This is a genomic window from Kitasatospora sp. NPDC088742 (assembly GCF_055584905.1).
In genome coordinates, this window is the sequence record NZ_JBVJLD010000017.1 from 2202 (window position 1) to 27567 (window position 25366).

At 73.6% G+C, this 25366-nt stretch carries 20 protein-coding genes; 1 reads left to right on the forward strand and 19 read right to left on the reverse strand.

Annotated features, from left to right (window positions below; all coding sequences use genetic code 11):
• From ACZ6ZR_RS15655 to ACZ6ZR_RS15710, 12 genes are all read right to left on the reverse strand, one after another.
• Positions 1-589, reverse strand: a 589-nt coding sequence (locus ACZ6ZR_RS15655; protein ID WP_465642647.1) for a hypothetical protein, incomplete at its 3' end; no start/stop codon positions are given.
• Between the two features lie 96 nt (positions 590-685).
• Positions 686-2557 (reverse strand): WXG100-like domain-containing protein, encoded by a 1872-nt coding sequence (locus tag ACZ6ZR_RS15660; RefSeq protein ID WP_465642648.1) that lies wholly within the window; start codon positions 2555-2557, stop codon positions 686-688.
• 50 nt (positions 2558-2607) lie between these two features.
• Positions 2608-3111, reverse strand: coding sequence for a hypothetical protein (locus ACZ6ZR_RS15665; protein ID WP_465642649.1), 504 nt, complete (start codon positions 3109-3111; stop codon positions 2608-2610).
• Between the two features lie 46 nt (positions 3112-3157).
• Complete coding sequence (locus ACZ6ZR_RS15670) at positions 3158-5398, reverse strand: WD40 repeat domain-containing protein (protein ID WP_465642650.1); 2241 nt, start codon at positions 5396-5398, stop codon at positions 3158-3160.
• A 311-nt stretch (positions 5399-5709) separates the two neighbouring features.
• Positions 5710-8286 (reverse strand): ABC transporter permease, encoded by a 2577-nt coding sequence (locus ACZ6ZR_RS15675; RefSeq protein WP_465642651.1) that lies wholly within the window; start codon positions 8284-8286, stop codon positions 5710-5712.
• Positions 8287-8332: 46 nt separating this feature from the next.
• Entirely contained in the window at positions 8333-9100 is a 768-nt protein-coding gene (locus tag ACZ6ZR_RS15680; protein ID WP_465642652.1) for an ABC transporter ATP-binding protein, read from the reverse strand.
• Positions 9101-9264: 164 nt separating this feature from the next.
• Entirely contained in the window at positions 9265-9954 is a 690-nt protein-coding gene (locus tag ACZ6ZR_RS15685) for a response regulator (protein ID WP_465642653.1), read from the reverse strand.
• Complete coding sequence (locus tag ACZ6ZR_RS15690) at positions 9951-11633, reverse strand: sensor histidine kinase (RefSeq protein WP_465642654.1); 1683 nt, start codon at positions 11631-11633, stop codon at positions 9951-9953. Before ACZ6ZR_RS15690 ends, ACZ6ZR_RS15685 begins: the two co-directional genes overlap by 4 nt.
• Before the next feature lie 126 nt (positions 11634-11759).
• Positions 11760-12218, reverse strand: a complete 459-nt coding sequence (locus ACZ6ZR_RS15695; RefSeq protein ID WP_465642655.1) for a GNAT family N-acetyltransferase — start codon at positions 12216-12218, stop codon at positions 11760-11762.
• Positions 12218-13156, reverse strand: a complete 939-nt coding sequence (locus ACZ6ZR_RS15700; protein WP_465642656.1) for an RluA family pseudouridine synthase — start codon at positions 13154-13156, stop codon at positions 12218-12220. Before ACZ6ZR_RS15700 ends, ACZ6ZR_RS15695 begins: the two co-directional genes overlap by 1 nt.
• A 69-nt stretch (positions 13157-13225) precedes the next feature.
• Complete coding sequence (gene lspA, locus ACZ6ZR_RS15705; protein WP_465642759.1) at positions 13226-13867, reverse strand: signal peptidase II; 642 nt, start codon at positions 13865-13867, stop codon at positions 13226-13228.
• 85 nt (positions 13868-13952) lie between these two features.
• Complete coding sequence (locus ACZ6ZR_RS15710) at positions 13953-14456, reverse strand: TraR/DksA family transcriptional regulator (RefSeq protein ID WP_465642657.1); 504 nt, start codon at positions 14454-14456, stop codon at positions 13953-13955.
• A 612-nt stretch (positions 14457-15068) separates the two neighbouring features.
• Here ACZ6ZR_RS15710 and ileS point away from each other — a divergent pair.
• A complete protein-coding gene (gene ileS / locus ACZ6ZR_RS15715) occupies positions 15069-18197 on the forward strand; it encodes an isoleucine--tRNA ligase (RefSeq protein WP_465642658.1) in 3129 nt (1042 codons plus the stop codon).
• 206 nt (positions 18198-18403) lie between these two features.
• Here ileS and ACZ6ZR_RS15720 read toward each other — a convergent pair whose 3' ends face one another.
• The 7 genes from ACZ6ZR_RS15720 to murG form a co-directional block, all read right to left on the reverse strand.
• On the reverse strand, positions 18404-19729 hold the full coding sequence (locus ACZ6ZR_RS15720; RefSeq protein ID WP_465642659.1) for a DivIVA domain-containing protein: 1326 nt from the start codon (positions 19727-19729) through the stop codon (positions 18404-18406).
• Between the two features lie 50 nt (positions 19730-19779).
• Positions 19780-20070, reverse strand: coding sequence for a YggT family protein (locus tag ACZ6ZR_RS15725; RefSeq protein ID WP_345279720.1), 291 nt, complete (start codon positions 20068-20070; stop codon positions 19780-19782).
• 100 nt (positions 20071-20170) lie between these two features.
• On the reverse strand, positions 20171-20779 hold the full coding sequence (locus tag ACZ6ZR_RS15730; RefSeq protein ID WP_465642660.1) for a cell division protein SepF: 609 nt from the start codon (positions 20777-20779) through the stop codon (positions 20171-20173).
• Positions 20780-20965: 186 nt separating this feature from the next.
• Positions 20966-21700: a YggS family pyridoxal phosphate-dependent enzyme gene (locus ACZ6ZR_RS15735; protein ID WP_465642760.1), complete on the reverse strand. Its 735-nt coding sequence runs from the start codon at positions 21698-21700 to the stop codon at positions 20966-20968.
• Between the two features lie 198 nt (positions 21701-21898).
• On the reverse strand, positions 21899-23098 hold the full coding sequence (ftsZ, locus tag ACZ6ZR_RS15740; RefSeq protein WP_465642661.1) for a cell division protein FtsZ: 1200 nt from the start codon (positions 23096-23098) through the stop codon (positions 21899-21901).
• A 387-nt stretch (positions 23099-23485) separates the two neighbouring features.
• Positions 23486-24268 (reverse strand): cell division protein FtsQ/DivIB, encoded by a 783-nt coding sequence (locus ACZ6ZR_RS15745; protein WP_465642662.1) that lies wholly within the window; start codon positions 24266-24268, stop codon positions 23486-23488.
• Positions 24261-25364 carry an undecaprenyldiphospho-muramoylpentapeptide beta-N-acetylglucosaminyltransferase gene (murG, locus tag ACZ6ZR_RS15750; RefSeq protein ID WP_465642663.1) on the reverse strand — a complete coding sequence of 368 codons (1104 nt, stop codon included), beginning with the start codon at positions 25362-25364 and terminating at the stop codon, positions 24261-24263. Before murG ends, ACZ6ZR_RS15745 begins: the two co-directional genes overlap by 8 nt.
• Positions 25365-25366: the final 2 nt, after the last annotated feature.

Sequence of the window (25366 nt, forward strand, 5' to 3'; positions counted from 1 at the left end):
CAGCACTCTTCGGCACCGCCTGCGTGAACTCGCCCGCACTCGCCGGCACAGCCTGCGTGTACATCGGCGAACCAGCCACCGCCTCACCACTCAGCGGAACACCAGCACTCTTCGGCACCGCCTCCGTGTAAGCGGCCGTCTGCGCCGGCATCGTCGTGCCGAACGGATCCGTCCCGCTCATCGCCCGCATCACGCCGGGCTCGTACGCCGTCTCGGCCGGGATCACCCCCTCCACCGGCCGCCCGACGCTGCCGCCGACCCTCGGCTCGTACTGCGCGGCCATGGTCTCGCCACCGCCCCACAGCGGTGCGGCCTCCGGCTGCATCCTGTGCTGCGCGGGGATCACGTCCTCGGACGGCCCGTAGCTCGCCGGGATCACGTCCTCCGACGGCCCGTAGCTCGCCGGGATCACGTCCTCCGACGGCCCGTACCGCGCCGGGATCACATCGTCCGGCGCCGGTCCGTACTGCGCGGGGATCGTCTCGTCGTCTCCCCGGCCCCAGAGCGGTGCGGCCTGCGGCTCCATGACGGCGCGCCGCGGAGTGCTCTCCACGTAGTCGGCCGGCCGGAAGGGCGACTGGTCAGTCATGACGGTCCCTCATCGATGTCTACGGAACAGGGGAAGAAAGCAGGGGCGGCGGAGGACTGGGGGATGCCCTCCGCCGCCCGGACTTCGGGGAGCCGGTCAGCTCCGTGGGGCGCCCTCGCCGGCCGAGGCGATCCGGGTGAGCGCGGCGCGCAGGAACGGGCTCGGCACGTCGTACCCGCCCTCCTGCCGGATCGGCGTCGGTTCGACGGCCGGTGCGGCCGGTGCGGGATCGAGCGACGGGGCGTCCTCGTCGGTGCGCCCGCGCCGCTCCGCCACCGACCGTGCCCGGTCCAGGTACTCCTGCTCCGAGGAGGAGGGAGCAGCCTCCGCCACCGGAGCGCTCCCCGCCGAGGCGGACTCCGCCGTCGTGACGCTGCCCTCCGCAACCGGAGCGCCCGACCCGGCGTCAGCCGACGGAGCGTCACCAGCTCCCGCCTCGCCACTGCCCAGCAGGGCCCCTGCCAGCTGCGTCATCAGGTCGGCCCCACCGGCCGCCGCCGGCTGCGCGGCCGCGGCGGCCGCCGCGGCCTCGGCACCCTCCGGCACCCCGCCGCCCCGCGCCTCGTCCAGCCACTGACGCCGCATCCGCTCGAAGTGCGGGTCCGCCGTCTCGTGGTCGACCTGCTCGCCGCCGACGATGCCCCGGTCCCGGCGGCGGCGCTTCTCCTCCTCGCCGCCGAAGCGGGTCGGCCGGACGAACTTGCCGCCGCCCTTGCCGGCCCCGGCACCACCGGCACCGGCACCGCCGCCGTGACCGGCGCCCGCCGCACCCGGCATCCCGGACGCGCCTCGCCCGGCGCCTCCCGCCGCCCCGGTACCGGCGGCACCGCCGCGTCCGTAGGCACCGGCGCCACCGGCTCCGCCCATCCGGGAGCCCGCACCGCCGGCCCCGGCCAGACCGCCGCCGCGCCCGAGGCCACCGGCACCGCCGCCGACCCCGCCGAAGCCGAGCCCACCGCCGCCCGCGCCACCACCGGAACCACCACCGACGCCGCCACCGCCAGCACCCGACCCGGAGGAGGACGAGTACGGGCTCAGCGTGGAGCCGAAGCTGCCCTTGTAGTCGGGGTGGCTCGCCAGGTTGAGGCCGGGCGGCTGGACGGCCGGCTTGAACTTGCCGCCGCCACCACCACCCGCGCCACCGTCCAGGTACGGGTTCTTGACCTTCGGCGGCTCGTACGGCTTGACCTTCGGCGGCTGGTAGGGCTTGGTCTTGGGACCGCCGCCACCACCACCCGCACCGCCACCGGCGCCACCTCCGGCACCACCGCCCGACCCGGACCCACCACCGGCACCGCCGCCCTCGCCGCCACCGGCACCGCCACCACCGGCACCGCCCCCGGCGCCTCCGCCCGGGCCGGACGAGTTGATCTCGGTGCCGGGCGGCGGGCCGGCCTTGTCCTTGTTGAGGTTGCAGATCTCGGTGGCCGCGTCGGTGGCGGCGCCGTGGTCGGCGCCCTTGCGCAGCATCTGGTCGACGCTGCCCGTCACGCTCTTGACGTAGGTGTGGTACGCCTCGACGGCCGACTTCACGCCGCCGGACTTGGCGATGTCGTCCTTCTTGCCGGCCGGGTTCTGCTCGATGTACTTCTTCGCGTACTGGAGCTGGTTGATCATCTCGGTCTTGGTGTCGCCGATCGCCTGCGAGGCGCCGCTGAGATGAAGCTCCATCAGCTTTCCGGCCGTCAGGATCGTTCCGGCGTGCGAGCCCTCCCCGACCCCGTACTTCTGGAGGTAGCGCTCGAAGCTGTCGGCCGCCTCGCCGGACATGCTCTCGCAGGCCCGCTGGGCGTGCGCCAGGATCGTCCGGATCCGCACGTCGGCGACGTCGTTGAACTTCTTCCAGGCAGCGGCCAGATCGGCGATCCGGGTCTCGTTGCCGTCGGGGAAGAGGACGTCCTTGCCCTCCTCGTTGCTCTGGAGGGTCTTGAGCACGTCCTCGAGATCGGCAGGCAGCTCGATCGGCACGGCGGGTCACTCACTTCTCGGGGAGGGGACGGACGAGGAGAACGGAGGGCTCAGGTGACGAGGTTGCGGCCGGCACCGGGCTGCGGGCGCGGAGCGGGCTCCGGCCGGTCGCTCGCGTGGTTGTAGTCGAGCTTCGGCGGGGCCTGCGGCGAGACGTAGCCACCGCCGAGGTTGGAGCTCGGGGGCAGCGGCAGCGGGATGTCGTTGCCGTGCTCGATCTTCTTCATGTCGTCGGCGTTGTCGGTGTCGGTGCCCCGGTGACCGGCCGCCATGGTCTTCAGGTTGGCGGCCACCTGGGCGGTGTTGTCCAGGAAGGACTTCATCCCGGCCAGCACCTTGTCCTGCTGCTCCGACAGACCGATCACCGCCGCCGTCTTGCCGCCCAGCGACTCGCCGACCAGGTCCTTGCCGTAGATCTCCTTGTTCACCGTCCCCACGTACGTCTTCAGGACGATGAACGCCTCCTGGAGGTCGTCGTGCATCCGCTGGATCATCGTCGCGGAGGACTCGACCTCGGCCAGGTCGATGCTGAACGAACCGGAAGTGCCGGTCATGTACCCCTACCCCTAGGACAGTTGGGAAGCCTGCAGAGAAACGACGTCAGAGCGTGACCGGCCCGCCGGGGCCGACCACGTACAGCCCCGCCTCGCCGAAGGCGATGGCCAGCGGGGTGCGGTCCAGCGGTGCCTCGTTGACCAGGGCCCCGCTGGCCAGGTGCCAGAGCCGGAGCACCGAGCCCTGGTCGCCGGCCGCGACCAGCACCTCCCCGTCGAGTACCTGACAGACCAGAGAGCGCACCTCGGCACTGCCGCCCGGGAGTTCGGCCACCGTGTGCCCGCCGAGCACGTCCCAGCCGCGCACCGCGCCGTCGGCGCAGCCGGCCAGCAGGACGGCCCGCCCGTCCAGCGTGCCGAGCGCCAGCACCTCGGCGGGGGCGGTGAGTCCGTCCAGCACCGGGCCGGCCTGGCCGGCGTCCACGTCCCAGAGCCGGACGGTGCGGTCCTTCCCGGCGGTGGCCAGCACCCGGCGGCCGCCGAGCTCGCCCACCACCAGCGCCGTCACCCCGCCCTGGTGGGCCGTCAACTGCCGGACGGGCACGCCGTCGAGGGCCTGCCGCACCCGGACGGTGCCGTCCGTGCCGCCGGAGAGCAGCACCGCGTCCGCGCCGGGGACGGCGGCCGCGAAGGCCAGCGCGGTGACCGGGCCGGTGTGCGGGGTGGGCACCGAGAGCGGGGCGCCGTCCTTGAGCCGGTGGCAGCGGACCGCGCCCGCGACCGTGCCGCAGACCAGCACCGGACCGCCCGGCCCAGCCGGGCCGTCCGTCCCGTCCTGGTCGGCCAGCACCGCGACGGAGGCCACCGGGCCGCCGTCCGGCTCCAGCACGTACAGCTCGGTACGGGTGCCCGCGTCCCAGAGCCGGACCCGGCCGTCGCCGTAGCCGGCGGCCAGCACCGGGCGGCCGTGCAGCTCGCCCACCGCCAGCGCGTTGACCGGGACCGGGCCGGTGGCAGCGGCGCCCTCGGGCTCGCAACTGCCGACCGGCTTACCGCCCTTGAGCTCCCAGAACCTGATCCGGCCGTGCTCGTCGCCGCTGACCAGCTGCTCCGTCCCCGCGACCGGGACGGTCACCAGGGCGGTGAGCCAGCTGCCGCCCGCCGGACGGCCGCCGAGCGCCTCGGCGGCGTGCACGTCCCAGCTGCGCAGGGTGTTGTCCAGCGCGGTGGAGAACAGGACCGGGCGGCCGTCGAGTTCGGCGAAGGCCAGGCCGGTCACGGTGGCGGAGTGGCCGGAGAACTCGGCCACCGGCCGGCCGGTGGCCAGGTCCCAGAGCCGGATTTCGTGGTCCCGCCCGCCGGTGGCCAGCAGCGCCTGCTCGCCCAGCGGGAGCACGGCCAGCGCGGTGACCGGCGCCGAGTGGCCGACCAGCAGCTGGAGTTGGGCACCGCGCGCGGCGTCCCAGACCCGGACGGTGCCGTCCGGGGCGGCGGCCGCGACCAGGTCGAGCCCGGCCACCCGGGCGTGCAGCAGGGCGGTGACGCCCTCGTCGCCGACGGCCAGCAGGCCCAGTCCGCGGCCGTCCTCGGCCTGCCAGGCGCGCAGCTCGCCCCGGCTGCCACCGGAGAAGACCAGCGGCACCCCGCCGATCAGGCCGGCGGCCACCAGCTGGGCGCCCTCGCCGCCCGAAGTCCCGTGCGCGAGCTCGCCGGTGTCGGCGTCCCAGACCTGCACGGCACCGTCGGCCGCGCCCAGCGCGAACAGCTCCCGGCCCGCCACCTCGGCGAGCGCGACGGCGGTCGGCAGCAGCCCGTCCGCACCGTCCGAGCCGCCCAGCGAGGCGCCGCCGGGCAGCCGCCCGAGGTCGAACCCGGCCGCGCCGTCGGCCAGCACGTAGGCGGGTGAACCGCCGACGGTGCCGATCGCGGCGGCCGGGCGGAGCGTGTCGTCCACCGCCCCGGCCGTCTCCGACCGGACCACGGCGAACGGGAGTTGGCCGTACTCCAGCGGCTGCAGCAGCTGGACGGCGAGCGCCTCCAGCAGCCGGCCGACCGGCGGTACGGGGGTGTCGGTGCCGTCGGCCCAGCTGCTCTCCCCCACGGTGAGCTGCCGGGCCGCCGACTCCTCGGCCAGGCCCACATCCTGGCCCCTCCCCGGTGTCCCCGGGGTGGTCCTCAGCGCGGCACGGAGCCGCTGGTGCACCGCGTGGTCCACGGCACCGCCGCGGGTCTCGGTCCGCTCGGCGGTCAGCCGGCGGACGGTCAGCCCGCCCTCCTGATCGATCGCCAACTCGATCCGCCCGGAGGGCAGTCGGCGCGATCCGGCGGTGAAAAACACGTCGCTCACGGGTCTCCCAAGGAACGTCAGCAGAGCTCGCCCGGCACCCCGGTCACGTGGCGGCGTCTACGGGGCGAGGGCGCGAGAGTTGCGGTCGGCAGCCGACCAGGCGGAATCCGGCCTTTCGCTGCGCAGTGGCCGTCATCGAAACACCACCGGGACACGCCGCTCAAGCTGGGAAGGCCCCTCGGGGCACTTCACCGCAAACTCTGCCCGGTCGTTCACGTAGCACCGAGCGGGAAGGGCAGCCACCCGGTGACCGGTCGGGGACCGGGAAGGGCAGACCGCCCCCGGGCGGCACGCAAAGCCGCTGGTAGTGCCTACTGCGCGCCGATCGCCCGGAGCAGATCGAGCCGGGCCGCCCGGCGGGCCGGCCAGAGCGCGGCCAGCACGCCGATCGCGGGGCCGAGGAGCAGGAGGAGACCGAGCCGGGCCCAGGGCAGCACCAGCGCGTACTGCGGCAGGGCGGTGGCGGCCAGGCCGCCGCAGGCCCAGGCCAGGAAGATCCCGGAGGCCAGGCCGAGCACGGTGCCGAACAGCGAGATCACCACCGACTCCAGGCGCACCGTGCGCCGCACGCCGCGGGCGTCCAGGCCGACCGCGCGCAGCAGGCCGATCTCCCTGGTCCGCTCGAAGACGGACAGGGCCAGGGTGTTGACCACGCCGAAGCCCGCGATCACCACCGTCATCCCGAGCAGCCCGGCCACCATGCCGAGCATCGCGTCCACCTGCCCGGCCTCGGCCTTCGTCAGCTGCTCCTGGCTCTGCACCCGCAGCAGCGGGCTGCCGCCGAGCGCCGCCCGGACGTCCCGGTCCAGCGCCTCGCCGGCCCGGCCGGGGGCGGCCCGCAGCAGGACGGTGTCCGGCTTGCCGTCGAAGGACTGCGGCAGGGTCTCGTCCAGGGTGGCCAGGGCGCCGCCGAAGGCGCGGGTCTGCCGGTAGACGCCGGCCACGGTGAACTCCCGGGCGGGGGCGGCGCCGAACTGGCCCTCGAAGACGTCGCCCGTGGTCAGCCCGGTCTTCGCGGCCAGCGCGTCGGAGAGCGCGACCCGGCCGGGGCCGATCCCGGCCGCCGAACCGCTGCCGAACTCCAGGTCGGAGACGGCGGCCAGGCCCTTCGGGTCCACGCCGGTGAGGGTGGTGAAGTGGTCGCGCGCCCGGAAGGCGGCCGAGGCGAGCGGCACCGCGGCGGTGACGCCCGGGACGGAGGCGAGCCGCTCGGCGGCGGCCGGGTCGAGGCCGCCCGGGCCGGCCAACGAGACCTTGCGGTCGGCGGTGAGCCCGGACACCGCCGCCTCCCGCAGGGCGGCGTCCATCGAACTGCCGGTCACGCTCAGGCCGGTGATCAGGGCGAGCCCGACCATCAGCGCGGAGGCGGTGGCCGCGGTGCGGCGCGGGTTGCGCAGCGCGTTCTCCCGGGCGATCACCCCGGTGACGCCGAACAGCCGGGCGGTGGCCGCCCCGGCCAGCCGGATCAGCGGCCCGGCGAGCAGCGGCGCCAGCACGATCGTGCCGGTGAGCAGGAGCACGGCGCCCAGGCCGGCGGCGAGCAGGTTGTCGTCGTTGCCGGTGCGCTGCGAGGCGACGTACAGCAGGGCGAGCACCCCGGCGCCGGTGACCAGGCCGCCGAGGGTGTGACGCAGCTTCAGGCTGCGGGCCGGCGGCGGCAGTTCGGCGCTGGTGAGCGCCTCGACCGGCGCGATGCGGGCAGCGCGGCGGGCCGGCAGCCAGGCGGCGAGCAGGGTGACGCCGACCCCGACCGCCAGAGAGCCCAGCACCGCGCCCGCGGTCACCACCAGCGGGCCGTCCGGCAGTTCGGTCCCGCCGGCGCCCAGCAGCGGGCGCAGCGCGGCGGCGATGCCGAGGCCGAGCCCGGTCCCCGCGAGGGAGGCCAGCAGGCCGAGCAGCCCGGCCTCGGCCAGCACGCCGCGGACCACCTGGCCGCGCGAGGCGCCGACGGCGCGCAGCAGCGCGGTCTCCCGGCGGCGCTGGGCGACCAGCATGGTGAAGGTGTTGGCGATCACGAAGGAGCCGACGAACAGGGCGATCCCGGCGAAGGCCAGCAGCAGCCGGGTGAGCCCCTTGGTGTTCTCCTCGATCCGCTCGGCCTGCTCCCGGGCCAGCTGGGTCCCGCCGGTGACGGTGAGTCCGTCGGCGGGCAGCAGCGCGCGGATCCGGTCGGCCAGTGCCCGGTCGTCGGCGCCGGGGGCGGCGCCGACCGCCAGTTCGTCGAACTGGCCGGGCTGGAGCAGGAGTTGCTGGGCGGTGGCGGTGTCCAGCAGGACCAGGGTGGCGCCGGCGGTGACCCGCGGGTCCTCGGTGTCCACGATGCCGACCAGCGTCTTGGTGAGGGTCGGGCCGTCGGCGGCGAGCCGGACGGGGTCGCCGAGCCGGTACCCGCCGCGCTCGGCGGTGCGGCGGTCCAGGGCGAGTTCGGCGGCGGAGGCGGGGGCCCGCCCGGCCCGCAGCGGATGGCGGCCGTCCCCGCCGCCGCCCGGGGCACCGGGGTTGTCGGGGGAGAAGTTGGCCGCCAGGTTCTGCCAGGGCTGCTCGGCGTTCAACGGGCGGCCGTCCTTGGCCGCCACGGTGGCGTTGCCCTCGACCAGGGCCCGCACGGAGGTCACGCCGGGCACCGACCGCACCCGGTCGGCGAGTTCGGCGGTGAGCGCGGTGCGGCGGCCGCCGTCCCGGCCGTCACCGGTGGCGGCGGACTCGGCCCGGACGGCGACGGCTACTCCCCTGAGGTCCTTGGTGGCGGCGCCGCGCAGGGCACCGGCGACGGTGTCGCCGAAGACCAGCGTGCCGGAGACGAAGGCCACGCCGAGGGTGACGGCGAGGACGGTGACGACCAGTCGGGCGCGGTGCGCGAGCAGGCCGCGCAGGGCGGTGCGGAGCATGGTGGAGGTCTCGTTCCTGAGGTCCGGAGGAGGACGGGTGGGAGGGTCAGCTGGTCCGGGACGCGGTGTCGAACCGCCGCATCCGCTCCAGCACGCCTTCGGCGGTGGGCGCGCCCAGCTCGTCGGTGATCCGGCCGTCGGCCAGGAAGACCACCCGGTCGGCGTGCGCGGCGGCCACCGGGTCGTGGGTGACCATCACCACCGTCTGCCCCAACTCCCGGACGGAGCCTTGCAGGAGGCCCAGCACCTCGGCGCCGGAGCGGGAGTCCAGGTTCCCGGTCGGCTCGTCCGCGAAGACGATCTCCGGACGGGAGACCAGCGCCCGGGCCACCGCCACCCGCTGCTGCTGGCCGCCGGAGAGCTGGGCCGGACGGTGGCCGAGGCGGTCGGTGAGGCCGACGCTCTCCACCACCCGCTCCAGCCACTTCCGGTCGGGCCGGCCACCCCCGATGGCGATCGGCAGGGTGATGTTCTCCAGCGCGGTCAGGGTGGGCAGCAGGTTGAAGGCCTGGAAGACGAAGCCGGTCTTCTCCCGGCGCAGCCGGGTGAGCTGACGGTCGTTCAGCCCGGAGAGCTCGGTGTCGCCGATCCGCACCGACCCGGCCGTGGCCCGGTCGAGACCTGCCAGGCAGTGCAGCAGGGTGGACTTGCCGGAACCGGACGGCCCCATGATCGCGGTGAACCGCGCCCGGGCGAACTCCACCGAGACGGAGTCCAGGGCGACGACCCTGGTGCCGCCCTCGCCGTGGACCTTGCTCAGCCCGGTGGTCCGGGCGGCGGTGGTGCGGGAACGGGCGGGCGCGTGTGTCGTCATGTCAGCTCCGGTGCGGGGTGGGGTGGTCACCTCCCATCCTCGGAGCGCCGGACGGCCCGACCGTCGGCCTCAGGGCCTGACCTGGGCCTCTGTCCGAGGCCGGAGCCGGGGCCCGCTCTGCTCCCCGGGGCGGACGGCCGGCTCCCTCTTCCGGCAGAGGCGGCTCAGGAACTCAGCCCCGAGCGGTGGGCCAGCACCGCCGCCTGGAGCCGGCTCTCGGTGCCCGTCTTCACCAGGACGGCGCTGACGTGGGTCTTCACCGTGCCCACCCCGATGCCCAGGTGGCGGCCGATCTCCGCGTTGGCCAGGCCCTCGCCGAGCAGCGCCAGCACGTCGCGCTCCCGCTCGGTGAGCGCGGCGAGGCGCTCCTCGAAGACGGTCGGCGCGGCGGGCCCGGGCCCGGGCCCGGCGCCGCCGTTCAGCATCCGCTCGATCACGGTCCGGGTGACCCCGGGCGAGAGCACCGCGTCCCCGGCGGCGGCCGCCCGTACCGCGCTGACCAACTGCTGCGGGCCCTCGTCCTTGAGCAGGAAGCCGGTGGCGCCGGAGCGCAGGGCCCGGGTGACGTTCCGTTCGTCGCCGAAGGTGGTGAGCATGACCACCTGCGGCCGGGGCCGCAGCGCCAGCAGCCGCCCGATCGCGGCCAGCCCGTCCAGCACCGGCATCCGGACGTCGACCAGCGCCACGTCGGGGTGGGTCTCGGCGGCGATCCGCACCGCCTCCTCACCGTCGGCGGCCTCGCCCACCACCTCGATGCCCTCGGCATGACGCAGGATCAGCCGGACGCCGTGCCGGACGAGCACCTCGTCGTCGGCGAGCAGCACCCGGATCGGCCGGTCGGCGGGCAGGGTCACGGGTTCTCCCAGGGCGGTGTGCGGGCCGCGAGCGGCACGGTGAAGGGGTCGATGGCGGCCAGCACGCCGTCGCGCAGGCAGTAGCGGGTGATCCGCAGCCCGCCCGGCTCCGCCTCCGGCCCGGCCGGTCGCGGTGGCGGTGGCAGCGGCAGGTGGGGGCTGTAGAGGCACTCGGTCACGCCCGCCGGGTGGGCGGGCTCCCGGCCGGCCGCCGCCGCCCGGGACGCCGGGTCGTCCCCGTAGACCGCCTGGATCAGCGCCGCGCGGTCCATCCCGAGCACCGGCTCCGCCTGCGCCGCGAGCGGCTCCGGGGCCTGGAAGGCCTGCGAGACCAGGGCCAGGCCGCCCAGCATGGTGACGCCCACGCCCAGCAGCCCGACCAGCCCGCCGGCCACCCGCACGGCCCGTCGGCCGGCGGCGCCGCCTCCGGTGCCGCGAGCGGCTCCTGACGGTTCCTCGGCCGTCCGGAGGGCGGCGGGCCCGGGCTCGGCCGGCATCGAGGCGGACAGGGCGTAGCCGCCGTCCGCCGTCCGACCGGCCGTCAGGGTGCCGCCGAGCAGGGCGAGGCGCTCGCGCAGGCCGACCTGGCCACGCCCGGTGCCCAGCCCGGTCCGGGCCGTCGGCGGCACCGGCGGCTCGCCGTTGCGCACCCGCACCTCCACCCGGTCCGCGGTGTGGACGACGGCCACCGTCACCTCGGCCCCGGCGGCGTACCGGTGCACGTTGGTCAGCGACTCGCGCACCACCCGGTGCACGGCGTGCCGCACCCGGGCCGGCCGCCCGTCCAGGTCCGGCCCCTCCCACGCGACCGCCACCCGGACGCCCGCCGCCCGCGACTCCCCCGCCAACTCCGCCACGTCGGCCCGGGTGCCGGTGGCGCCGGTCGCGGCGGCCGGGCCGCCCGCCGGCTCCAACGGGCCGAGTACGCCGAGCAGTTCGCGCAGCTCCCGCATCGCCTCGCCGACCGAGCGGCGCACCAGGGCCGCCTCGTCACGCAGCTCGGGCGACTGCTCCCCCATCGCCATCTCCAGGCCGCCCGCGTGCAGCGAGACCACGCTCAGCCGATGGCCGATCAGATCGTGCATCTCGGCGGCGATCCGGGACCGCTCCTGGGTCCGGGCCTCGCTGTCCGCGGACCGTCGCGCCGCCTCGGCCGCCTCGGCCCGCTCCCGCAGCGCCCGCAGCAGCCGCTCCTCCTGCCCGCCGGTGCCGCCCAGCAGCCCCGGCAGCACCAGCGTGGTGGCGGCCAGCACGGCGCCGTAGCCGAGCCCGAACCCGTGCCCGCCGTAGCCGAACGAGGGCGCCGCCACCGCGGCCACCGCCGTCGTCAGCCCGCCCGCGGCGAGCAGCGCCGCGATCCGGCGCCGCGGTTCGGTCAGCCGCCGGGCGGAGGAGTACGCGACCACGGCGGCCGGCAGCCCGGCCGGCGGGTAGAGGCCGAGCAGGGCGGCCGCACCCAGCAGGGCCGCCACCGGGAAGCGCCGACGGAGCGTCAGGGGCACCAGCGCGGCCGCCGCCAGCGGCAGCTGCACCCGGGCGGACGGCCCGGGGCCGGTCAGGATCAGCTGGGTCACCAGCACCAGCACCGCCCCGCCGGCCACCTCGGCGCAGGCGCGCGCGAGCGCCCGGCCGGGCCGGCCCGGCCGGCCGCGGTCCTGGGGGGTGGGGGTGGAAGCCATCAACCCATTCTCCGGTGCGAGACGGGGCCGCCCGGTACGCCCCCGGGAGGAGCGGCCCTCTGCCGAAGGTCGCAGACGCCGTGGGGCCCGGGCGGAGATCCGCCCGGGCCCCACGGCACGCCTACGTCAGAGCACCCGGGTCATCGTCCGGTGCGGGATGCCCGCGTCCTGGTAGACCGGGCCCTCCGCCAGGTAGCCGAGCCGCTCGTAGAAGCCCAGCGCCTGCACCTGGGCGTGCAGCTCCAGCTCGGTGCCGCCGTGCTCGCGCCCGGCCTCCTCCAGCGCCCGCACCAGCTCGGCGCCGAGCCCTGTGCCGCGCGCGGCCTTGCGCACCGCGAGCCGCCCGAGCAGCACCCGGCCCTGACGGCCCGTCATGCCCAGCGCCTCGGCCCCGTGGATCAGCCGCCCGGTGCCCAGCGCCGTACCGTCCTCGCCGACCGCCAGCACGTGCACCGAGGTGGCGTCGTACTCGTCGTACTCCAGCTCCACCGGCACGCCCTGCTCGACCACGAAGACGTCGTGCCGGACCTCCCGGACCAGCGCCAGGTCGGCCTCGGAGAGGGCGGTCCGCAGCTCGGCGCCCATCAGCTCTCCGAGGCGATGATGTCCAGCGCCCGCTGGAGGTCCTCCGGGTACCCGCTGGAGAACTGCACCCACTGCCCGTCCGAGGGGTGCTCGAAGCCGAGCTGCACCGCGTGCAGCCACTGCCGGGTCAGCTTGAGCCGCTTGGCCAGCGTCGGGTCGGCGCCGTAGGTGAGGTCGCCCACGCAGGGGTGGCGCAGCGCGGACATGTGCACCCGGATCTGGTGGGTGCGGCCGGTCTCCAGCTTGATGTCCAGCAGCGAGGCCGCCCGGTACGCCTCGATCAGGTCGTAGTGGGTGATGGAGTGCTTGCCGTCCTGGGTGACGGCCCACTTCCAGTCCGAGCTGGGGTGGCGGCCGATCGGCGCGTCCACGGTGCCGCTCATCGGGTCCGGGTGGCCCTGCACCAGGGTGTTGTACTTCTTCTCCACGATCCGGTCGTGGAACTGCCGCTTGAGGTCGGTGTACGCGCGCTCCGACTTGGCGACCACCATCAGGCCGGAGGTGCCGACGTCCAGCCGGTGCACGATGCCCTGGCGCTCGGCCGCGCCGGAGGTGGAGATCCGGTACCCGGCGGCGGCCAGGCCGCCGATCACGGTCGGGCCGGTCCAGCCCGGGCTCGGGTGCGCGGCCACGCCGACCGGCTTGTCGATCAGCACGATGTCGTCGTCGTCGTGGACGATCCGCATGCCCTCGACGTGCTCGGCCACCACCTGGACGGGTGCGGCGGGGGCCGGGATCTCGACCTCCAGCCAGGCACCGGCCGACACCCGGTCCGACTTGCCGGCCGTCGTGCCGTCGATGGTGACCTTCCCGTCGGCGGCGAGCTCGGCCGCCTTGGTCCGGGAGAAACCGAACATCCGGGCCAGGGCGGCGTCGAGACGCTCGCCCTCCAGGCCGTCGGGAACGGGGAGGCTGCGGGTCTGTGCGGGGGTACTCACCCGTACGAGTATGCCGGACGGCCACCCCGCCGGATCACCGCCGAGCCGCCGCACCCTTGCCGGTCGGTCTCACTCGCCCTTGCCGGAAGCCGGCGCCGTGGTCCCGTCCGGGTTGCTCCCCTTGAACGACAGCAGCACCACCAGGATCCCCCCGCAGACGATCGCGCAGTCCGCCAGGTTGAAGACCGCGAAGTGCTGCACCGAGATGAAGTCCACCACGTGCCCCCGGAACACCCCCGGCGAGCGGAACAGACGGTCCGTCAGGTTCCCGAGCGCCCCGCCGAGCAGCAGCCCGAGCGCGATCGCCCACGGCAGGCTGTAGAGCTTGCGGGCGATCCGCCAGATCACCACGATCACGGCGGTGGCGATCGCGGTGAAGACCACCGTCATCGCCTGGCCCATGCCGAACGCGGCACCGGGGTTGCGGATCACCTGGAAGGTGGCGAACTCCCCGATCACCTCGATGGCCTGGTGGCCCTCCAGCCGGGCGACCACCAGCAGCTTGCTGCCGAGGTCGATCAGGTAGGCGAGCAGCGCCACCACCAGCAGCACGCCGATCCGGCGCCGCCGCACCGCCTCAGCGGCGGCCGCCGCTGCGGAGTCGGGCTCGGTGGTCACTGCGGCCTCCGCGACGTCGGTTGCGGGCTGGACGTCGTCGTCCTGGGTCTGGGGGGAACCTGGCGTACTGATGATCCGCTCCGCTGCCGGGATGGGGTGGGGTGGACAGGTCGTCGGGGTCGAGCGTACGGCACCCGCTCGACCCCGTGGCCCACCTGTCACCTGTGCTCGGACCGGACTACCTGCGCTCCTGCTTGGCCTTGCAGGTGACGCAGAGCGTCGCCCTCGGGAAGGCCTGGAGGCGGGCCTTGCCGACGGCCTGGCCGCAGGACTCGCAGACGCCGAAGCCGACGCCCTCCAGGCGGGCCAGGGCGCGCTCGGTCTGGGCCAGGCTGTCCCGGGCGTTGTTGGCCAGGGCCAGCTCGCTCTCCCGGCTGATGTTCTTCGTCCCGGCGTCCACCTGGTCGTCGCCGGCCCCGTCGTTGGAGTCCCGCATCAGGCCGTTGAGGGCCTGCTCGGCGGCGGCGATCTCGGCCCGCAGCCGGTCCGCGTCCTCGTTCAGCTCCTGGTGCAGCTCCTGCACCTCGGCCGCCGTCCACGGGTCCTCGCCGGGGCGGACCGGGAGCTCCGCCGGGTCCACCGACTCCGCGCCCCGCGCCCCGCTGCCCGCCGGGGCGTGACTGCGGCTGGTGGCGGCCACCCGGCCGGTGCTGGTGGTGGTCTTGCGCCGTGTAGTGGTCACGGTCCCCTCCCCTGAGTCGCCCGCCACGGCCTTGTGCGTCCGCTTGGTGGCGGTGGTGGCGGTAGCACCACTTGCCTTCTCAGCCATGGCTTCGACCTCATCTACGAACGAAACGAACCGCCGGTTCCCGGCGGTTTCCGTGCCGGAACGATAATCCCCATCGAATCCCCTCACAATGGGACATACCGATACGGCCGCCGGTTCCCACCCGATCCGACCCGGCTAGCCGTCCAGCCCGGATGCTGACCAGGTTGTGCCCAGATCGTCACCTGCTAACCACGACGCCCCGAGCGCCTCCGGCGGCGTGCGACACAAAACGGTTGTGCGGGCCGATACACTGAGCGCTGCAAGGCGCTGATGGGACGAGTACCGACGTACGCAGCCAGGAGCGACCCGGGGACGGTGCGAGCCCGGGGGTGTGCGCGGCGGGAAGATCACCCCGGAGCCGCCGGAAGAGGGGCCTGACGGCCCGTTAGAACCGGCCGCAAGCCCAAACAAGTGGGCCGCATCCAGCAGTTCGCGGCCAAGGAGGGTGGTACCGCGGGGCGGCCCGGCCGTCTCGTCCCTCCGTCGGAAGCCAGTCCACGCATCCGTCGGAGGAAGACGCCCGCGATGAGCACCTACAACTCCGTCCCCGCGCAGGTCGACCTGCCCGCGCTGGAGCACCAGATCCTCTCCTTCTGGCAGGACCAGAAGGTCTTCCAGCGCACCCTGGAGCAGTCCGAGGGCCGCCCCGAGTGGGTCTTCTACGAGGGCCCGCCGACCGCCAACGGCATGCCCGGCGCCCACCACATCGAGGCCCGCGTCTTCAAGGACGTGTTCCCGCGCTTCAAGACCATGAAGGGCTACCACGTCGCCCGCAAGGCCGGCTGGGACTGCCACGGCCTCCCGGTCGAGCTGGCCGTGGAGAAGGAGCTCGGCTTCTCCGGCAAGAAGGACATCGAGGCGTACGGCATCGCCGAGTTCAACGCCAAGTGCCGCGACTCGGTGACCCGCCACACCGACGCCTTCACCGAGCTCACCACGCGGATGGGCTACTGGGTCGACCTCGACGAGGCCTACCGCACCATGGACCCGTCCTACATCGAGTCGGTCTGGTGGTCGCTCCAGCAGATCTTCGACAAGGGCCTGCTGGTCCAGGACCACCGGGTCGCCCCCTGGTGCCCGCGCTGCGGCACCGGCCTCTCCGACCACGAGCTGGCCCAGGGCTACGAGACCGTGGTCGACCCCTCGGTCTTCGTCCGCTTCCCGCTGACCTCCGGCCCGCTGGCCGGCGAGGCCGCGCTGCTGGTCTGGACGACCACCCCGTGGACCCTGGTCTCCAACACCGCCGCCGCCGTGCACCCGGACGTCACCTACGTGGTGGCCACCGACGGCACCGAGAAGCTGGTCGTCGCCGAGCCGCTGGTCGCCAAGGCGCTCGGCGAGGGCTGGGAGACCACCGGGCAGTCCTTCACCGGCGCCGAGATGGAGCGCTGGGCCTACCGCCGCCCGTTCGACCTGGTCGCGATCGAGGACGCGCACTACGTCCTGAACGCCGACTACGTCACCACCGAGGACGGCACCGGCATCGTCCACCAGGCCCCGGCCTTCGGCGCCGACGACCTCGCGACCTGCCGCAAGTACGGCCTGCCGGTGGTCAACCCGGTGCTGGCCGACGGCACCTTCGACCCGGCCGTGCCGCTGGTCGGCGGGCAGTTCTTCAAGAAGGCCGACGAGGCGCTGGTCAAGGACCTGGCCGCCCGTGACCTGCTGTTCCGTCATGTGCCGTACGAGCACAGCTACCCGCACTGCTGGCGCTGCCACACCGCGCTGCTCTACTACGCGCAGCCCTCCTGGTACGTCCGGACCACCCAGGTCAAGGACGCGATGATCCGGGAGAACGAGGCCACCAACTGGCACCCCGAGAACGTCAAGCACGGCCGCTTCGGCGACTGGCTGAACAACAACATCGACTGGGCGCTCAGCCGCAACCGCTACTGGGGCACCCCGCTGCCGATCTGGCGCTGCGAGGACGACCACCTCACCTGCGTCGGCTCGCTGGCCCAGCTCTCCGAGCTCTCCGGCACCGACCAGTCCGAGCTGGACCCGCACCGCCCGTTCATCGACGACGTGACCTTCGCCTGCCCGAGCTGCGCGAAGACCGCGACCCGGGTGCCCGAGGTGATCGACGCCTGGTACGACTCGGGCTCGATGCCCTTCGCCCAGTACGGCTACCCGTACAAGAACAAGGAGCTGTTCGAGAAGCGCTACCCGGCGCAGTTCATCTCCGAGGCGATCGACCAGACCCGCGGCTGGTTCTACACGCTGATGGCCGTCGGCACCCTGGTCTTCGACAAGTCCTCGTACGAGAACGTGGTGTGCCTGGGCCACATCCTGGCCGAGGACGGCCGGAAGATGTCCAAGCACCTGGGCAACATCCTCCAGCCCATCCCGCTGATGGACCAGCACGGCGCCGACGCGGTGCGCTGGTTCATGGCCGCGGGCGGCTCGCCCTGGTCCGCACGCCGGGTCGGCCACGGCACCATCCAGGAGGTGGTCCGCAAGACCCTGCTGACCTACTGGAACACCGTCGCCTTCCAGGCCCTCTACGCCCGCACCGCCGCCTGGTCCCCGTCCGCGGGCGACCCGGCCCCGGCCGACCGTCCGCAGCTGGACAAGTGGGTGCTCTCCGAGCTGAACACCCTGGTCCGCGAGGTGGACGCGGCGCTGGAGGCCTACGACACCCAGCGGGCCGGCAAGCTGCTCTCCGGCTTCGTCGACGACCTCTCCAACTGGTACGTCCGCCGCGGCCGCCGCCGCTTCTGGCAGGGCGACGCCGCCGCGCTGGCCACCCTGCACGAGGCGCTGGAGACCGTCACCCGGCTGATGGCCCCGCTCACCCCGTTCATCACCGAGCGGGTCTGGCAGGACCTGGTCGTCCCGGTGGTCCCGGACGCCCCCGGCTCCGTCCACCTGGCCTCCTGGCCGGTGGCGGACGAGACGCTGATCGACACCGAGCTGTCCCGGAACATGGCGCTGGTCCGCCGCCTGGTCGAGCTCGGCCGGGCGACGCGCGCGGAGTCCGGTGTGAAGACCCGTCAGCCGCTCTCCCGGGCGCTGATCGCGGCCCAGGGCTGGGACGAGCTGCCGGGTGACCTGCGGGCGCAGATCGCCGAGGAGCTGAACGTCTCGGTGCTCGAGTCCCTGACGGCGGTGGGCGGTTCGCTGGTGGACACCACCGCGAAGGCCAACTTCCGGGCGCTCGGCAAGCGCTTCGGCAAGGGCGTCCAGGACGTGGCCAAGGTGGTCGCGGCCGCCGACGCCGCCGCGCTGGCCGCCGCGCTCCGCTCCACGGGCACCGCCTCGGTGGAGCTCAACGGCGAGACCGTCGAGCTGACGCCGGACGAGGTCATCATCACCGAGACCCCGCGCGAGGGCTGGGCCGTCGCCAACGAGTCCGGCGCCACCGTGGCCTTGGACCTGGCCATCACCCCGGCGCTCAAGCGGCTCGGCATCGCCCGCGACGCCATCCGCCAGATCCAGGAGGCCCGGAAGAACTCCGGCCTGGACGTCGCCGACCGCATCCAGCTCCGCTGGCGCGCCACCGACGAGGAGACCGTCGAGGCCATCGCCGAACACGGCCACCTGGTCGCCGAGGAGGTCCTCGCGACCGACTTCGCCGCGGGCTCCGCCGACTGGCAGTCGGAGACCTTCACCGACGAGGGCCTCGGCTTCCACTTCCAGCTCCGCAAGGCCTGATCTCGAACGAGGTTACGCCTCCAGGGGCGCGGGGAACTGCGCGGGCTGGAAAGGCAGCACCTGCAACTGACTGACGGTGGGTCAGTTGCAGGTGAGCCGCCTTCCGACTCGCGCAGTTCCCCGCGCCCCCGGCATGACCAACCACACGAGGGCGCCCCCGTGGTGACGGTTCGTCACTACGGGGGCGCCCTCGTTGGTCTTGCTGTTTAGTTGTCGCCGTCCTCGTCGATGAGGAAGCCGCGCATCGGGGCCGGAGCCTGCTGCATCGGCTGCGGCGGCTGCGGACGGACCGCGGCCATCGGCTGGGTCATCCCGGCGGGAGCCATCTGCGCGGCACCCGAGGGGGCACCGTTCGGCTGGCCGCCGAAGGAGGGCTGGCCGTTGCCGCCGCCGAAGGAGTTCTGACCGCCGAACGACGGCTGCGGGGCACCGCCGCCGAAGGAGTTCTGGCCGCCGAACGACGGCTGGCTGCTCATCGCGGAGGAGCCGGCCGGCGGGAGCGAGGCGGTGGCCGGGATCCGCGGCGGGGCCAGCGAGTCGTCCGCCTGCGACTCCAGCTGGCGCAGCTGGGTCTCCAGGTAGGACTTCAGGCGGGTGCGGTACTCGCGCTCGAAGGCGCGCAGGTCCTCGACCTTGCGCTCCAGGGTGGCGCGGGCGGACTCCAGGGAGCCCATCGCGACCCGGTGCTTCTCCTGCGCGTCCCGCTCCAGCGCGTCGGCCTTGGCGCGGGCGTCCCGCTCCAGGCCCTCGGCGCGGCTGCGGGCCTCGCCGACGATCTTGTTGGCCTCGGAGCGCGCCTCGGAGATCGCCTGGTCGGCGGTCTGCTGGGCGAGCGCGAGCACGCGGGCGGCGCTGTCGCCACCGGGGTTCTGCTGCTGCGGAGGCTGCATCGGACCACCGAGCGGGCCGCCGAGCTGCTGCTGCATCGGACCGCCCATGGGCTGGAGCTGCTGCCCGCCCATGGTCTGGCCCATCTGCTGCTGGCCCATCGGCTGCAGCATCTGACCACCCATCGGCTGCACCAGCTGCTGCTGGCCACCCATGGTCTGGCCCATCTGCTGCTGGCCGCCCATGGTCTGGCCCATCTGCTGCATGGGCTGCATCTGCTGCGGCTGGGGCTGGCCCATCGGACCGCCCTGGCCGGCCGGCAGCTGCGGAGCGCCCGAGGGCAGGCCGAGCGGCTGGTGACCCTGCTGCTGGTGGCCCTGCTGCTGCAGACCCTGCTGCTGGCCGGGGCCCTGCTGCATCTGCGGCTGGCCCGGCACCGGCGGGCCGGATATGGCGGCCGGGACGGGGGCGCCCTGGCGCCCGTCCTGCGGCTGCTGCTCCTTGCGCATGTTCGCCTGGTTCTGCGCGGCGGCACGGGTCGCGGCGGCCAGCTTGGCGCGCAGGTCCTCGTTCTCGCGGAGCAGGCGGGTCAGTTCGGCTTCGACCTCGTCGAGGAAGGCATCGACCTCGTCCTCGTCATAGCCTTCACGCAGGCGTACGGTCGTGAACTGCTTGTTCCGCACGTCCTCGGGGGTCAACGGCATCTCTTCACCTCAACGTGATCGTCGGCATCAGCGGCATCCTGTGGCAGCGCTCAAGACGGCAGAGTCAGCACGAGCGATCTCAGGACAAACACAATGATCATCAGTACGAAGAAGGACAGGTCGAGCGCCACGCCCCCGAAACGCAACGGCGGGATGAAACGCCGAAGAAGCTTGAGCGGCGGATCGGTGACAGTGTACGTGGCCTCCAGGACGACGACCATGGTCTTCCCGGGACGCCACGAGCGGGCGAACTGGAAGACCCAGTCCATCACCAGCCGGAAGAGGAGGACGAGCAGGAAGGCGCTCAGTGCGTAGTAGAGCACTGCCCGCACGATCCCCATCGAGTCTCCCTCTCCCTGGTCCTTCTGTCCCGCCTCGTAACGGACGGTCCGTCAGCCGCGTTCCACTGCCATCAGATCCACACATGAAGTCGTGGCCGGGTCAGCTCTGGTTGAAGAACCCACCCTCGGCGATCCGAGCCTTGTCCTCCGCCGTTACGTCGACGTTAGCAGGAGACAGCAGGAACACCTTCTGCGTCACTCGCTCGATACTGCCGTGCAGACCGAAGACGAGTCCAGCCGCGAAGTCTACGAGCCGCTTGGCGTCCGTGTCGTCCATCTCGGTCAGATTCATGATCACGGGGGTGCCGCCGCGGAACTGTTCCCCGATGGTACGGGCCTCGTTGTAGGTCCTCGGGTGCAGCGTGGTGATGCGGTAGGGCTCTCGTTCGTTGACGACCTTGGGCATGATCACCGGGGCGCTCTTCTCCAGGTTGTGGCGGCGTTCGGGTGTGATGGACGACACTGGCGCCATCCGCGGCGGCTCCTGCCGGATCGGCACGGCGGCCGGGACGGGCTGGGGCGCGATGTGCGCGACCGGCGCCGGGGCGGCGGGTGCGGGGGCGGGCCGCTCCAGGCCCTCGGTCCGTCCGGTCCGGATCGGCTCGGGGTCCGCGTCGTAGTCGTCGTCAGGGTCGTACCCCTGGCCGTCGTACGTCTCGTCCTCCACGAGGCCGAGGTAGACCGCCATCTTGCGCATCGCGCCGGCCATGCTCCCGTCTCCTCCGCTAGGTGGTGGATCGGGCGGCCTTCGCCTGCGGTTCCGCGCACACCCGACGCCCCGTCAGGGGGCTTGGGCGGGGGCGGACTTCCGTCGATCCACGGTTGCCAGCGCTGTAGGCAGCTGCTGGGTTCTGTCCTGTTTTGTCCTGCAGTCTGATCTACTTACCCGCTGACGTTACCGGAGCGTCGGGCGCACTCCGAGCACCGCCGTCCCGACACGCACGTGCGTCGCTCCGGCGGCCACGGCCTGCTCCAAGTCCCCGCTCATCCCTGCCGAGACCATCGTGGCAGCAGGGTGGCTCCCGCGTACGGCGCTTGCGATTTCCGCCAGCCGCCCGAAGGCCTTGGCCGGGTCGCCCGCCAGCGGTCCGGCCAGCGGAGCGACGGTCATCACACCGTCCAGGCGCAGCCCGGGCGTGTCGGCGACGGCGTCGGCCAGCGCGAGCACCTCCTCGGGGGCGGCACCGGCGCGGCCCTCGCCCTCTCCGCTCTCCTTGTCCAGGGCGACCTGGACCAGGCAACCGAGCGGCGGGCGCCCGGCGTTGCGCACCGCGGCGGCCAGCGACTCGACCAGCCGGAGCCGGTCGACGGAGTGCACGTGGTTGGCGTAGCGCACCACCGAGCGCACCTTGTTGGTCTGCAGCTGGCCCACGAAGTGCCAGTCCAGCGGCAGTTCGGCGCAGGTCTCCGCCTTGGGGGCGGCGTCCTGGTCGCGGTTCTCGGCCACGTCGGTGACGCCGAGCGCGGCCAGCAGGGCGGTGTCCTCGGCGGGGTAGGTCTTGGTGACCACCACCAGCCGCACCTCCTCGCGGGCCCGGCCGGCGGCGGCGCAGGCGTCGGCGATCCGGCGCTCCACGACCTCCAGGTTGGTGCCGAGCTCCTCGTACCGGGCCCGCTGACGGTCGGTCAGCGCGGCCAGGAAGTCCGGGCCGCCCGGGTAAGGGCCGTACAGGTCAGTCATGGTCGCCTCGGTGGGGGTCGCCTGAAGAACGATCAGATGATCGCACTCCGGACCGCACGATGCCCACCGTGTTCCCGCCCTGGGACGGGGACGCGGTGGGCATCGGCGCGTGGTCGGATGCTTCGTGGTCGGTTAGACCGACCGGTCCTACTTGAGGAAGTCCGGCACGTCGAGCTCCTCGGCGGGGCTCTCCACGAAGGGCTGGCGGGCCGGCTGGACCTGCGGCGGCACCGGCGGGGCGGTGGCGGTCGCGGTCTCGGCGGGGGCCTGGCTCTCCTTCGGACGGTCCGTCACCGAACCGAGGCCGCCGGAGTAGTTGGACGGCCGGGTGGTCGGGCGCTCCGGGGTGCTGGAGGCCGGGGTCGACTTCACCACGGGGTCGCGGACGATGGCCGGCGGCTGGCCGCCGTCGAAGCCGGCCGCGATCACGGTGACCCGGACCTCGTCGCCGAGCGCGTCGTCGATGACCGCGCCGAAGATGATGTTGGCCTCGGGGTGGGCCGCCTCGCTGACCAGCTGGGCCGACTCGTTGATCTCGAAGAGGCCGAGGTCGGAGCCGCCGGAGATGGAGAGCAGCACGCCGCGGGCGCCGTCGATGGACGCCTCCAGCAGCGGGGAGGAGATGGCCATCACGGCGGCGGCCTTCGCGCGGTCCTCGCCGCGGGCCGAGCCGATGCCCATCAGCGCCGAACCGGCGTCCGACATGACCGACTTGACGTCGGCGAAGTCGAGGTTGATCAGGCCCGGGGTGGTGATCAGGTCGGTGATGCCCTGGACACCCGAGAGCAGCACCTGGTCGGCCGAGCGGAACGCGTCCAGCACCGAGACCTGGCGGTCCGAGATGGAGAGCAGCCGGTCGTTGGGGATGACGATCAGGGTGTCGACCTCTTCGCGCAGCTGCGCGATGCCGTCCTCGGCCTGGTTGGCCCGGCGGCGGCCCTCGAAGGTGAAGGGGCGGGTGACCACGCCGATGGTGAGCGCGCCGAGCGAGCGGGCGATGTTCGCCACCACGGGGGCGCCACCGGTACCGGTGCCGCCGCCCTCGCCGGCCGTCACGAAGACCATGTCGGCCCCCTTGAGGACCTCCTCGATCTCCTCGCGGTGGTCCTCGGCGGCCTTGCGGCCGACCTCGGGGTTGGCGCCGGCGCCGAGGCCCCGGGTGAGTTCACGGCCCACGTCGAGCTTGACGTCGGCGTCGCTCATCAGGAGGGCCTGCGCATCGGTGTTGATCGCGATGAACTCGACGCCCTTGAGACCGACCTCGATCATCCGGTTGATGGCGTTGACACCACCGCCGCCGATACCGACGACCTTGATGACTGCGAGGTAGTTCTGCGGTGCTGCCACGTCGAAGGCCTCTCGCCTCGAGATTCCGGGTCGTCCGCACCGGTTGGCGCGGTCCGACGGATGTCGATGGGTGGGGAGCCCGAGTGATTCCTGACTGTATGTCCGAAATTCCGACCACCGACCCGAACCCTAAACTTGACCTTTAGGGTTGTGGCTGTGCCTGCGTCACATCACCGTGGGACACAGCCTGGTGACACAGGACACTATGGCGGCGAGCGGGCCGTGTTCAACGAACACGCCGAGCTTCCCGTTTTTCTTTTGAGCCTATGTGATCATCCATTTCCGGGCGAAACCGGGGTGACCACCAAGGTTCGGGCCGGAGCTGCCGCTCCGTCAACACCTCCCCCGGGGAGAGAACTTACCGGATCTTCCGGGTCCGACGGGCCGTCAACCCCCGATGCCGGGCGCTTCCGGGGCGCTCACGTCGTAGATCCGGGCCTTCCTGACCAGCAGCGCGCTCAGCACCTGCGCCTTGCGCGGAGTCCGCTCCGCGCTCCCCCAGCGCACCACCGACCCGTCGGCCAGCTGAAGTTGGATGTCGTCGAAGGACTGCACCCGGACGCTGCCGGCCTGCTTGCGGACCGCCTCCGGCAGGCCCGCCGCGACCGTGATCGCGGAGCGCAGCAGCTCCTCCCGGGGGAACACCGCCGCGGCGTCGTTCGCCTGCTGACTGAGTGCCAGCTCCACCACCGGCACCCCCTCGGGGGCGCCCTCCTCGGTGGCGAAGGTGAAGCCGGCCGCGTCCACCTGGCCGTACCTGCCCTCGGGGGTCTTCACCGCGGCCACCGCCCGGCGCTCGGTCACCTTGATCCGCAGGGTGTGCGGCCAGCCGCGCCAGACCTCGGCCTTGGCCACCCGGGGCAGCGCCTCCACCCGGCGCTCGGCCTCGGCCAGGTCGACCCGGGCCAGCGGCCCCTGCTCGCCGTCGGGCCCCAGCGCCTCGCGCACTTGGTGCGCCGTCAGTTTGTCGCCCACCAGGCCCTGGACGGCGACCACCCGCACGTCCAGCACCGAGGAGAAGAACACCAGCCAGCCGAGCGCGCCCAGGACCAGCGCCCCGAACGCGCTCAGCACCACGATCCCCCGCCGGGAGAGCCGGAGCCGGGGCGGCTGCTCCGCGGCGTCCTCCTCGTCCTCCTCGACCGGGTCGAGGACCGGCGTCTCAGCCACGGCGGCCCCGCCGGGAGGCCTCGATCGCCTCGTACACCATGCCGACCAGCAGGTCGTCCGCGTCCCGGCGGCCGAACTCGGCGGCCGCCCGGCTCATCTCCCAGAGCTTCTGAGGGGCGGTCAGCACCGGCAGCACGTTCTGCAGCACCCAGTCCGGGGTGAGGTCGGCGTCGTCCACCAGCAGGCCGCCGCCCGCCTTCACCATCGGCTGGGCGTTCAGCCGCTGCTCGCCGTTGCCGATCGGCAGCGGCACGAAGGCGGCGGGCAGGCCGACGGCGGCCAGCTCGGCCACGGTCATCGCACCGGCCCGGCAGAGCATCAGGTCGGCGGCGGCGTACGCCAGGTCCATCCGGTCCACGTAGGGGACGGCCCGGTACGGCGGCATCCCGGGGATGTCGTCGATCACCGGCAGCTCGTTCTTCGGGCCGACCGCGTGCAGCACCTGGACCCCGTACTGCTGGAGCCGGGGAGCGATGGTCTCGATGGTCTGGTTCAGCCGGCGGGCGCCCTGCGAGCCGCCGGAGACCAGCAGGGTGGGCAGCCGCTGGTCGAGGCCGAAGTACGCGCGGGCCTCCGGGCGGACGGCGTTGCGGTCCAGGGTGGCGATGGTGCGGCGCAGCGGGATGCCGATGTACCGGGAGTCGCGCAGCTTGGAGTCGGGGGTGGAGACGGCGACGAAGTCGGAGTACCGGGCGCCGATCTTGTTGGCCAGACCGGGCCGGGCGTTGGCCTCGTGCACCACGATCGGCACCCCGGCGCGCTTGGCGGCGAGGTAGGCGGGCATCGCCACGTAGCCGCCGAAGCCGACCACCGCGTCGGCCTTGACCCGCTCGATGATCGCCTGGGCGGCCCGGACGGTGGAGCGCAGCCGGCCCGGGACGGTGATCAGCTCGGGGGTGGGCCTGCGGGGCAGCGGGACGGCCGGGATCAGCTCCAGCTGGTAGCCGCGCTCGGGCACCAGCCGGGTCTCCAGGCCGCGTTCGGTGCCCAGGGCGGTGATCCCGATGGACGGGTCGTGCCGGCGGAGGGCGTCCGCGAGGGCCATGGCCGGCTCGATGTGACCGGCGGTCCCGCCGCCTGCGAGTACGACATGCACCG